Below are 10195 nucleotides of genomic sequence, written 5' to 3'. Positions count from 1 at the left end.
GGTTTGCGTCGGTTTCAAAACACCCCTACTATGGCGGAGACATGAAGATTGCACCGAACGCGAATCCGCGGGATGAGTTTTTAGATGTGATCATTATTGAAGACCGCTCCGTATTGAAAAAAGCCGGCCTCTTGTTTGCAATGATATTCGGCAAACACATCGGTAAAAACGGTGTTACGGCGTTTAAGACGAAAGAAATTTATTTTCATACGAATGAGCGGGTGCTCTTTCAAGCGGATGGAGAGGTGATCGGCTGGGCGCCCGTTTTCATCAAAACAGGGACCGAATCTCTTCGGTTAAGAGCATAAATCTTTCGAATGAAGGAGAGACTGAGATGCCGGGTATCAGCCGCCCCTTTGAAGCTTATCTCGATGAAATGAGAACGATCACTGTTTTAGTTCCGAAGAGCCGCGCCTCAAGCTGCAGCCCCCCTTTTCTGCTTGAAGATGATCAAGGAGGGAAGATAGAGCTTTCGGTAAAAGCGACGGAGGAGCTTGAGGAGAAATTCAAGTATGTTCTCGAAAGCAGCCGCCCCGTTCCATTCGGAAGAGTTCATAAAGTATGCTGTGAAGAAAGCGTCTGGACAGACCTGCAAATTGGTTCTGTTACGCGAAGTGCGGCGTTTGACAAGGCTTTTTTTTATGACGGCCGTCTCGGTGCTTTTTATTCAAAAGAGCGTACTTTATTTAAGGTATGGGCGCCGACCGCGAGTACGGCAGCGATCAAGCTGGAGAGCCCTGATTCGCTTCAAACAAATACTTTTCAAATGATGCGCAGAGAAAAGGGTGTTTTTGAGGTAACGATCGAAGGCGATCTGAACGGCTGGTCCTATTTATATAAGCTTTATGTAAACGGGACGCCGTTATTGACAGTCGATCCTTATGCGAAAGCTGTTACGGTAAACGGGGAAAAGGGCGTTGTAATAGATCCTGAGGAAGTCAAAGTGGAAAAATACCGTGCGCCAAGCCTTCACAGTCCGTGTGATGCGGTTATATATGAGGTTCACATCCGCGATTTTTCGATTCATGAAGACAGCGGTATGCGCCATAAAGGCAAATATCTTGCTTTCACAGAGGACGGAACTGAAACGTCCGGCGGCTTCTCAACGGGAATTGCCTATTTGAAAGAGCTCGGCGTCACCCATATCGAGGTTCTGCCCTTTCACGATTTTGCCGGAGTTGACGAGCTGTCTCCGGACCAATCCTATAATTGGGGCTATAACCCCCTTCATTTTAATGCGCCTGAAGGAAGCTATTCGCTCGATCCGCAGAACCCCAAAAGCAGAATCACCGAGCTGAAAACGATGATTCAGACGCTGCACAAACACGGCTTCTCCGTGATCATGGATGCCGTATATAATCATGTGTACAAGAGGGAAACATCCCCTTTTGAAAAAACGGTTCCCGGGTATTTTTTCAGACATAATGAATACGGTTTTCCAGCCGACGGAACAGGCGTCGGAAATGACATTGCATCTGAGCGGCTGATGGTGCGAAAATATATTCTCGATTCTGTCCGCTATTGGCTTGAAGAATATGATGTCGACGGAATTCGTTTTGATTTAATGGGCATTCTTGATATTGAAACCGTCCGCCAAATTAGTAAGCTTGCCGAGAATGTGAAGCCGGACGCGCTCCTGTTCGGAGAAGGCTGGGATTTAAATACCCCGCTTGAAAGCGGGCAAAAAGCAACATTGCAAAATGCCGGGAAAGTTCCGGCGGTCGGCTTTTTTAATGATCGGTTCAGAAACGCAGTCAAAGGGAGTACATTTGAGCTCGGTGACCGCGGATATGCTTTAGGGGACACTGGAAAAAAAGCTGAGCTTCAACATGGAATTGCCGGCTCACCGGGATTCTTGCTGCCGCCACAGTCAATCAATTATGCGGAGTGCCATGACAATCATACGTTTTGGGATAAGATGGCCTTCTGTTCGGAAGAAGATGCCTGCACAAAACGGCTCAGACAAAGGCTCGCGCTGTCGATCGTCCTGCTTTCGCAAGGCGTTCCATTTCTTCATGCCGGGCAGGAATTTTGCCGAACAAAGAATGGGGACAGCAACAGCTACAGGTCGGGAGATGGCATCAACAGGCTCGATTGGGAAAAGCGGGCGGAGCTTTGCGAGGACGTCGAATATGTGCGCCAGCTGATCAGGCTGCGGAGAAGCCATCCCGCTTTTCGTCTGCAAAAAGAGGAGGAAGTCAAGGAACATCTTTCTTTTATGAGCGGTACAGGAGAAGTGACGGCCTACAAGCTGAAGAACATTGCAGCATTTGATCCCTGGAACGAAATCATAGTGGTGCATTGTCCGTCTGCAAAAAAGGAAACGCTTGAGCTGCCCGCCCAGAAACAGTACTTGCTGCACTGCGATCCTTTTACGTTCTTCAATGGGAAGGTTCAAGCGGAAAAAAGGCTTCGGCTGAACGGCATCGGAACCTATGTTCTATACGAACCAAAAGGGATTTTTTAGTTTTGCTTGACGAAGTTTGGCGTCTAGCGCTAAAATTTAAAAGACGGCTATTGTTTAGCACAAATGACTCTCAATAGCCGTCTTTTTATTTGAATATAAAGAGACGACAATACAAGCGGTTTGCTGCCCGCTCTAGGGAGCAGATGCTTTTTAAAATCTTTTAATGAAATGATGGGTTGAAAATCGATATGAACTGGTTGGGACAATTACTAGGTAGCGAATGGGAGATTTCCCCCGCAGGAGGAGCTACAGGAGACGCATATTATGCAGAACATAATGGACAGCAGCTTTTTTTAAAGCGCAACAGCTCTCCTTTTTTGGCTGTCCTGTCCGCGGAAGGAATTGTTCCTAAGCTCGTTTGGACAAAACGAATGGAAAACGGGGATGTGATTACAGCACAGCACTGGCTCAAGGGAAGAGAACTGAAGCCGAAGGATATGAACAGCCAGGCGGTGGCTGAGATGCTTCGGAAAATTCACAGCTCCAAAGCGCTTTTAGACATGCTGAAGAGACTCGGCAAGCAGCCTTTTCAGCCAAGCTCTGTAATCACTCAATTGAAGCAGTTTATCCAGGCCCGGCAATATCCGATACCGCAGCTTGACCAAGCCCTTTTGTATCTGGAGCACCATCTCGATGATGTACAGTCCGGAGAAAAGGTCGTCTGTCACTGCGATGTGAATCATAACAATTGGCTTCTTACAGATCAGAACCAGCTTTATTTAATCGATTGGGATGGAGCGATGATTGCAGACCCCGCGATCGATCTGGGGCCGCTTCTTTATCATTACGTTGAAGAGCGGGAATGGGGAAGCTGGCTCGAACGCTACGGCTCTTCGTTAACGGACAATCTCAGGCTGAGAATGGCCTGGTACGTATTGGCGGAAAAAGCAATGACAACACTCTGGCAAGAAGCGAAAGGCAATCAGGAAGGCTTTCACCAAGGGCTGGAACAGCTTCACGCATTAATGAAGCGTCTCGCCGGAGCTTCATGAAAATGAGCCGATATCTTCCACCCATTGTGTGAGATGATCCTGGTGTTCCTGAATGTGGCTGTTGATTGAAGCGGACGATTTTCCCCTCTGGCTGTACAAATAAATGTCTTCGAGGACGCCTTTTAGGCCGGCGTCAAGATTCGTATTTGCCATTAAAGACTTGATAATCCGCTCCATCTGTTCGCACTCAGCGACGGTTCCGGTGCAGTCTGCCTGATGGTCTGAGAGAATATCTTTTAATAGATGAATCTGATTTTGCTGATTTAAGCCCATAATATTGGCACTTCCCTTCATTCTCGGAGTATATGGATTAAAATGTTCAGAAAGCTGTAATTTATACGCGAAAGACCCGGAGGCCGATCTTCGGTCTTTTTTGCTTTGGAAGAGGCCTTGCGGGATTCCGGGATTTCATGGTATGTTGTAAGACGATATAACAAATAGAGGTGTAAGTACATGCGAATGCGTCACAAGCCTTGGGCGGATGACTACCTGGCTGAAAACTCTCATATTGTGATCAGCGAGCCGTCTCAATGTAAAGGGAAATGGCATTCCATTTTTGGAAATGACAACCCGATCCACATCGAAGTAGGAACCGGAAAAGGGCAATTTATTTCAGGAATGGCCCTGCAAAATCCGGATGTAAACTATATCGGAATCGAATTATTTAAAAGCGTCATCGTAACCGCTGTTGATAAAGTAAAGCAGACAGAGGCGCCGAATGTAAAGCTTTTGAACATTAATGCCAATATGCTTTCAGACGTTTTTGCAGATGGGGAGGTCGACCGGGTCTATTTGAATTTTTCCGACCCGTGGCCGAAAAAACGCCATGCAAAGCGCCGTCTGACCAATCAAGCGTTCTTGAAAAAGTATGAGCAGGTGCTCGGAGGCAAGGGAGCGATTCATTTCAAAACCGATAACCGCGGGTTATTTGAGTACTCCCTTACCAGTTTTTCCGAATACGGACTCGTTTTGACGTTCGTCAGCCTTGACCTGCATCAAAGCGATTTTCAAGGAAACGTGATGACCGAATACGAAGAAAAGTTCGCCGCTAAAGGCCAGCCGATCTACAGAGTAGAAGCTGAATGGCGAACATAAAAAACAGACTGCTTCCGGCGGTCTGTTTTTTTGCTTTCAAATGAAGCTTCGGGTTGCGTTTTTTGCTACGATAGGAGAAGGAGGGATGATCATGGAAACTTTAACAATCGGACGAATCAAGCTGACATGGCTGAACGGAGGCGTCACACACATGGACGGAGGCGCCATGTTCGGCGTTGTGCCCAAGCCGCTTTGGTCTAAAAAGTATGACGTCAATGAGAAAAATCAGATCGAACTGAGAACAGACCCTATACTTGTTCAGAAAGACGGCACAAATTTGCTGATCGATTCCGGTATCGGACGCGGCAAACTGACGGATAAGCAGAAACGAAATTACGGGGTCACCGAAGAATCGTCAATTGCTGACTCGTTAAAAGCACTCGGGCTCTCAACGGAAGATATCAACGCCGTTCTGATGACACATCTCCATTTTGACCATGCATGCGGATTGACGCGATATGAGGGAGAAAGCCTTGTTTCCGTGTTTCCGAATGCAGCGATTTACACGTCTGCGATCGAATGGGAAGAGATGAGAAATCCGAATATCCGCTCCAAAAATACATATTGGAAAGAAAACTGGGAAGCAGTTCAGCATCAAGTGAGGACCTTCGATGAGAAGCTCGAAGTTTTGCCGGGAATTACGATGCATCATACAGGCGGCCACAGCGACGGTCATTCCGTGATCGTTCTTGAGGATGCCGGCGAAACGGCCCTTCATATGGCTGATATTATGCCGACGCATGCCCATCAGAATCCTCTCTGGGTGCTGGCGTACGACGATTATCCGATGACATCGATTGCGGCGAAGCAAGCATGGCAGGCGAAAGCCGCCGAGAAAAACGCCTGGTACATTTTTTACCATGACGCCATTTATAGGGCATTAAAATGGGATGAAAACGGCGAGATTGCAGAGTCAGTAAAGAGAGAAAGGCGCTAAGCTATTTTGGTGAATGGTTTGCTTTGTAGTTATCCATCCTAAGGATAACTAACTTTTGAAAGGAAGACGACGGGTGAGCCACAATAATCTGAATGAACAAGTGATCGAGACGCAATTAAGAGGATTTGAAGTCCTTGCAACGCCCCTGCTGAACAAAGGGGTTGCCTTCCCTCCGGAGGAAAGGGAAGCTCTCGGCTTGACAGGATTGCTTCCTCCCAAGGTGCTGACGCTTGAAGAACAGGCAAAACGGGCGTATAAACAGTTCCAATCACAACCTGATGACTTGAGCAAAAACGTCTATTTAACGGCGCTTCATGACCGAAATGAAGTGCTGTTCTACAGGCTTCTGAACGACCATATGACAGAAATGCTGCCGATTGTTTATACCCCGACTGTCGGAACGGCAATCCAGCAATACAGCCATGAATACAGAAAGCCGCGGGGGCTGTTTTTGTCGGTTAATGACCCTGAAGGCATGAAAACGGCATTTGAAAATCTGGCCGCTAAAAAAAGCCGGATCGATTTGATTGTGGCCACTGATGCTGAAGGGATTCTCGGAATCGGGGATTGGGGAGTCGGAGGCATCGCCATTTCGATCGGAAAGCTTGCCGGTTATACTGCGGCTGCGGGCATCGATCCTAACAAGGTCCTTCCCGTTGTCATTGATGCGGGGACGAACCAGGAAAGGCTTCTCAATGATCCGCTTTATGTCGGGAATCAGCATTCAAGAATCAGAGGCGAGCGTTATGAATCGTTTATTGATCAATACGTTCAAATCGCAACCGAGACGTTTCCGGGCGTTTTGCTGCATTGGGAAGATTTCGGAACGCAAAATGCACGTCAGATTTTAAAAAAATACAAAGACAAAATTTGCACCTTTAACGACGACATTCAAGGCACAGGAGCAGTCACCCTTGCAGCGGTGCTTGCGGCCGTCAAAATATCGAAAATGCCCCTAAAAGATCATAAAGTGGTCATATTCGGAGCGGGGACGGCCGGGATCGGCAACGCAGAGCAAATTCGCGCCGCTCTTGTTCAAGAGGGGGTGTCGGAAGAGGAATCATACCGCCGTTTTTGGTGTGTTGACCGGAACGGTTTGCTGACAGATGATATGAACGACTTGCAGGACATTCAAAAGCCGTATGCACGGCCTGCCGACGAGGTCAAAGACTTTAGCCGGAACGGCCCGGGGGATACAATCGATCTGCTTGAGGTGGTAAAACAAGTGCAGCCTACCATTTTGATTGGAACCTCTACTGTATCGGGCGCATTTACAGAAGAAATCGTAAAAGAAATGGCAAAGCATGTGAAACGGCCGGCTATATTTCCGATGTCCAATCCGACGCCGTTATCTGAAGCAAGACCAGAAGATTTGATCAAATGGACGGAAGGGCGGGCGCTCGTCGCCACAGGAAGCCCGTTTGCGCCTGTCGATTACAACGGCACCCGTTATGCGATCGGCCAGGCGAACAATGCCTTTGTATTCCCCGGTCTCGGTCTCGGAACGCTCGTATCAAAAGCAAGGCTGATTACGGACAACATGTTTTACGCCAGCGCAGCTGCGATCGCGGGTATGGTTGACATCGGACGGCCCGGCGCAGCGCTCCTTCCGGAGGTTGAGGATTTGCGCACGGTTTCCGCAACAGTGGCAACGGCTGTCATTAAAGCAGCCATAAAAGACGGAGTTGCAGAAAATGAGCCGGGCGATGTGATTCAAGCTGTACAGGATGCGATGTGGCATCCGGTCTACCGGCCGATTCGCGCCATATAAAAAATGCGGCCATTTCAGGCCGCATTTTTTTGATGCTATGCTGCGGTATCAATCACATCTACGATCATGCCTGTCTTCGCATCAACCATGACTTCGTACTGTTCAAGCTCTCCGAAAGCAGAACGTGTAATGCCTGTTTTGTACACCATGACGGTTTCGCCGTTTACGGTATAGGCTTCCGGAACGGTATATATCCATGAACCGTCGATCGGGCCTCTCTGTTTAAAAGCGGACTTGACGATGCGCAGCGCTTTTTCAGAAGAAATGTAAGGCTGCATGACATATTGTTTGACAACAACGGCCGCGGCAATGCCGATGCCGGCCCCAAGAAGAAAATGGCGCAGTTTCATCTTTTCAGCACCTCCAAAGCTTGTTTTTTTCATTATACAGAACATGTCCGTCCGTGTTAAGGATGGGCTCTCTTCTGGAAACACATCGCACACTTATGTAAAATGTAGAGAGATACATAAGAAAAGAGGGAAACAGATGAATCAGGAAATGAGAACGCTTTTTCAAACGTTGACGGAGCTCCCCGGCGCCCCGGGAAATGAACATCTAGTCCGCCGTTTCATGAAAAAAGAGCTTGAAAAATATGCTGATGAGATCCTCCAGGACAGACTGGGAAGCGTGTTCGGCGTTAAACATGGACCTGAAGACAGTCCGAAAATTATGGTGGCCGGCCATATGGATGAAGTGGGATTTATGGTGACATCAATCACTGACAACGGACTGCTTCGGTTTCAAACACTGGGCGGCTGGTGGAGCCAGGTTTTATTGGCTCAGCGGGTGGAAATCCATACGGACAACGGGCCGATCCCCGGCGTCATCGCGAGCACGCCTCCTCATCTTTTAACAGATGAGCAGAGGAGACGTCCAATGGATATCAAAAACATGATGATTGATATTGGTGCGGATGACAGGGAAGATGCCGAACGCATCGGTGTCAAACCAGGCCAGCAAATCGTGCCGATCTGTCCGTTTACCCCGATGGCAAATGAAAAGAAGATCATGGCGAAAGCATGGGATAACCGCTACGGCTGCGGACTCAGCATTGAGTTGCTGAAAGAACTGCAAGGAGCAGAACTTCCGAACACGCTTTACTCAGGCGCGACCGTTCAGGAAGAGCTCGGCACAAGAGGTGCGCAAACTGCGGCCAATATGATACAGCCTGACTTGTTTTTCGCGCTTGACGCAAGTCCGGCAAACGATGCGAGCGGCGACAAAAATCAATTTGGCCAGCTCGGCAAAGGGGTGTTGTTAAGGATTTTCGACCGGACGATGGTGACGCACAGCGAAATGAGAAATTTTGTGCTGGATACGGCAGAGACTCATGACATCCCGTATCAATATTTTGTTTCCCCTGGAGGAACCGATGCCGGTCGTGTTCACATCTCAAATGAAGGCGTTCCTTCGGCCGTGATCGGCATTTGTTCAAGATATATCCATACATCTGCTTCCATTATCCACGTTGATGACTACCTTGCTGCAAAAGAATTGCTGCTCAAGCTTGTCAAAGCTTGCGACAGTTCTGCCGTACAATCGATTTTGCGAAATGATTGAACAAAGAGACCCTGTGCCGCTTTACGCACAGGGTCTCTTTTTGATGATACAGCTACCGGCTTTCAAATACGTACGACAACGATTTAATCGCCTGATTGACAGTTTCTACGGTAATGTTCGCTTTGTTTGACAGTTCTTTTAACGGATGATGGAGTGACTCAGGACGGATGATGATCAGCGGCTTGCCTTTGGCAATCGCGTATGAAGCATCCATCGCCGTGTTCCATTGCTTGTATTTTTCCCCGAAAAGAGCGATGACCACATCCGCTTTGTTCATTAAAACGGAAGTTCGAAAATTATTCAAATCCGAGGCTGCATCATCTTTCGCGATCGAATCAGCCTGCTTGCCCATAATTTCTTCACCGATGTTGTCGGAGCGGTCGTGATTTTCCATCGGTCCGACAAACGTGATCGGCAGCTTGAGCGATTTTGCTTTTTCCTTCACTTCTTCACGCCAATTGCTATGTATTTCTCCGGCAAGATAAACGATAAATTCCATACATACTCCTCCTGACTGTCATGGGATCACGGCGCAAGGCGCCTTAACGGATATTTTTACCCTATTACTTACCATGTTAAACGAGAATGGCTTGATAAAGCAAAAAAATTATGCTTATGATATGAAAGAGGATCGGATCGTTAAGATTTTCCCTTTTTAAAACGGGTAAGATACATAAAGAATCGTCCATCTTTTAAAAAAGCAGGTGGACAGCAAAAGGCTGGATATGGAGCCGGTTGTCTGGTATGATCCGAATGGATGATAAGAACATATATTGGAGGCGTTGAGTGATGAAAACAATCGAGACGAATGAAGAACTGCAAAAAGTTGTGAAAGACAATTTATCCTTGTTGATGTTTTCGGCTGACTGGTGCCCGGACTGCCGTTTTGTAGAACCGTTTTTGCCCGAGCTTGAGGCGAACTATCCGGAATTTACATTCTATTATGTTGACCGTGACAAATTTATTGATACGTGCGCGGAGTGGGACATTTTCGGAATCCCGAGCTTCCTCGTATTTAAAGAAGGAAACGAAATCAGCCGCTTTGTCAGCAAAGACCGAAAAACGAAAGAGGAAATCGAGCAATTTTTGACAGATTCCCTGAATAAGTAGCCGAAAGGAGAGTTCCTCTATGAAAATGACGTCAAGGAAACTTTCCGATATATTAAAAAAACGTTTGCAAAATGACAACTGGTCCTTTCATTTCGACAGTGAAAAAGACACCTTGAGAATCGAGGATAAAAATACAGGAAAAGGCATTACACTCGAACTCCCGGGGATCATCGCCAAATGGGAGCAGAAAAAAGATGATGCGATTGACGAAGTCGTCTATTATACTGAGGAAGCACTCAATGACATGAAAGGCCAGTCGCAGG

12 protein-coding genes are annotated in these 10195 nt (G+C 47.5%); 9 read left to right on the top strand and 3 right to left on the bottom strand.

Going from position 1 to position 10195, the window contains the following annotated elements:
- The 3 genes from C1T29_RS17955 to C1T29_RS17945 form a co-directional block, all read left to right on the top strand.
- Positions 1-308 (top strand): diacylglycerol/lipid kinase family protein (locus tag C1T29_RS17955; RefSeq protein WP_369122217.1); only part of this gene is annotated, 308 nt, incomplete at its 5' end.
- 26 nt (positions 309-334) lie between these two features.
- Positions 335-2467, top strand: coding sequence for a type I pullulanase (gene pulA, locus C1T29_RS17950; protein ID WP_103750238.1), 2133 nt, complete (start codon positions 335-337; stop codon positions 2465-2467).
- A gap of 188 nt (positions 2468-2655) precedes the next feature.
- The gene (locus C1T29_RS17945) at positions 2656-3459 is read left to right on the top strand and encodes a phosphotransferase family protein (RefSeq protein ID WP_208945520.1); all 804 of its coding nucleotides are present in this window, start codon (positions 2656-2658) and stop codon (positions 3457-3459) included.
- Here the strand turns inward: C1T29_RS17945 and C1T29_RS17940 are convergent.
- Complete coding sequence (locus C1T29_RS17940) at positions 3454-3732, bottom strand: YtzH-like family protein (RefSeq protein ID WP_020452620.1); 279 nt, start codon at positions 3730-3732, stop codon at positions 3454-3456. The genes C1T29_RS17945 and C1T29_RS17940 overlap by 6 nt on opposite strands.
- A 180-nt stretch (positions 3733-3912) precedes the next feature.
- On the opposite strand from C1T29_RS17940, the gene trmB reads away from it, so the two are divergent.
- The 3 genes from trmB to C1T29_RS17925 all read left to right on the top strand — a co-directional run bounded on the left by trmB (position 3913) and on the right by C1T29_RS17925 (position 7262).
- Positions 3913-4554 carry a tRNA (guanosine(46)-N7)-methyltransferase TrmB gene (gene trmB, locus C1T29_RS17935; protein WP_023855521.1) on the top strand — a complete coding sequence of 214 codons (642 nt, stop codon included), beginning with the start codon at positions 3913-3915 and terminating at the stop codon, positions 4552-4554.
- Positions 4555-4645: 91 nt separating this feature from the next.
- Positions 4646-5491, top strand: a complete 846-nt coding sequence (locus C1T29_RS17930; RefSeq protein WP_023855520.1) for a YtnP family quorum-quenching lactonase — start codon at positions 4646-4648, stop codon at positions 5489-5491.
- A 73-nt stretch (positions 5492-5564) separates the two neighbouring features.
- On the top strand, positions 5565-7262 hold the full coding sequence (locus C1T29_RS17925; RefSeq protein WP_208945519.1) for an NAD-dependent malic enzyme: 1698 nt from the start codon (positions 5565-5567) through the stop codon (positions 7260-7262).
- 35 nt (positions 7263-7297) lie between these two features.
- On the opposite strand, the gene C1T29_RS17920 is transcribed toward C1T29_RS17925, so the two are convergent.
- On the bottom strand, positions 7298-7612 hold the full coding sequence (locus C1T29_RS17920) for a PepSY domain-containing protein (protein ID WP_020452616.1): 315 nt from the start codon (positions 7610-7612) through the stop codon (positions 7298-7300).
- Positions 7613-7748: 136 nt separating this feature from the next.
- Here C1T29_RS17920 and C1T29_RS17915 point away from each other — a divergent pair, with 136 nt between their 5' ends.
- Positions 7749-8822, top strand: a complete 1074-nt coding sequence (locus tag C1T29_RS17915) for a M42 family metallopeptidase (RefSeq protein ID WP_103750237.1) — start codon at positions 7749-7751, stop codon at positions 8820-8822.
- 52 nt (positions 8823-8874) lie between these two features.
- Here the strand turns inward: C1T29_RS17915 and C1T29_RS17910 are convergent, their stop codons facing one another.
- On the bottom strand, positions 8875-9321 hold the full coding sequence (locus C1T29_RS17910) for a YtoQ family protein (RefSeq protein WP_020452614.1): 447 nt from the start codon (positions 9319-9321) through the stop codon (positions 8875-8877).
- A 290-nt stretch (positions 9322-9611) separates the two neighbouring features.
- Here C1T29_RS17910 and C1T29_RS17905 point away from each other — a divergent pair, with 290 nt between their 5' ends.
- Together C1T29_RS17905 and C1T29_RS17900 are read left to right on the top strand one after the other, a co-directional pair.
- On the top strand, positions 9612-9932 hold the full coding sequence (locus C1T29_RS17905; protein WP_023855517.1) for a thioredoxin family protein: 321 nt from the start codon (positions 9612-9614) through the stop codon (positions 9930-9932).
- Positions 9933-9951: 19 nt separating this feature from the next.
- On the top strand, positions 9952-10195 hold a 244-nt coding region (locus tag C1T29_RS17900; protein WP_208945518.1), incomplete at its 3' end, for a DUF1444 family protein.

The organism is Bacillus sp. MBGLi79 (assembly GCF_002953915.1).
Note: the sequence above shows the minus strand (reverse complement) of the source record. Positions and strands in the feature narration are given on the sequence as shown.

Excerpts from the sequence above, each read along its gene's own strand:
- pulA (WP_103750238.1), top strand. The coding sequence starts at position 335 with ATGCCGGGTATCAGCCGCCCCTTTGAAGCTTATCTCGATGAAATGAGA.
- C1T29_RS17945 (WP_208945520.1), top strand. The coding sequence starts at position 2,656 with ATGAACTGGTTGGGACAATTACTAGGTAGCGAATGGGAGATTTCCCCC.
- C1T29_RS17940 (WP_020452620.1), bottom strand. The coding sequence starts at position 3,732 with ATGGGCTTAAATCAGCAAAATCAGATTCATCTATTAAAAGATATTCTC.
- trmB (WP_023855521.1), top strand. The coding sequence starts at position 3,913 with ATGCGAATGCGTCACAAGCCTTGGGCGGATGACTACCTGGCTGAAAAC.
- C1T29_RS17930 (WP_023855520.1), top strand. The coding sequence starts at position 4,646 with ATGGAAACTTTAACAATCGGACGAATCAAGCTGACATGGCTGAACGGA.
- C1T29_RS17920 (WP_020452616.1), bottom strand. The coding sequence starts at position 7,612 with ATGAAACTGCGCCATTTTCTTCTTGGGGCCGGCATCGGCATTGCCGCG.
- C1T29_RS17915 (WP_103750237.1), top strand. The coding sequence starts at position 7,749 with ATGAATCAGGAAATGAGAACGCTTTTTCAAACGTTGACGGAGCTCCCC.
- C1T29_RS17910 (WP_020452614.1), bottom strand. The coding sequence starts at position 9,321 with ATGGAATTTATCGTTTATCTTGCCGGAGAAATACATAGCAATTGGCGT.
- C1T29_RS17905 (WP_023855517.1), top strand. The coding sequence starts at position 9,612 with ATGAAAACAATCGAGACGAATGAAGAACTGCAAAAAGTTGTGAAAGAC.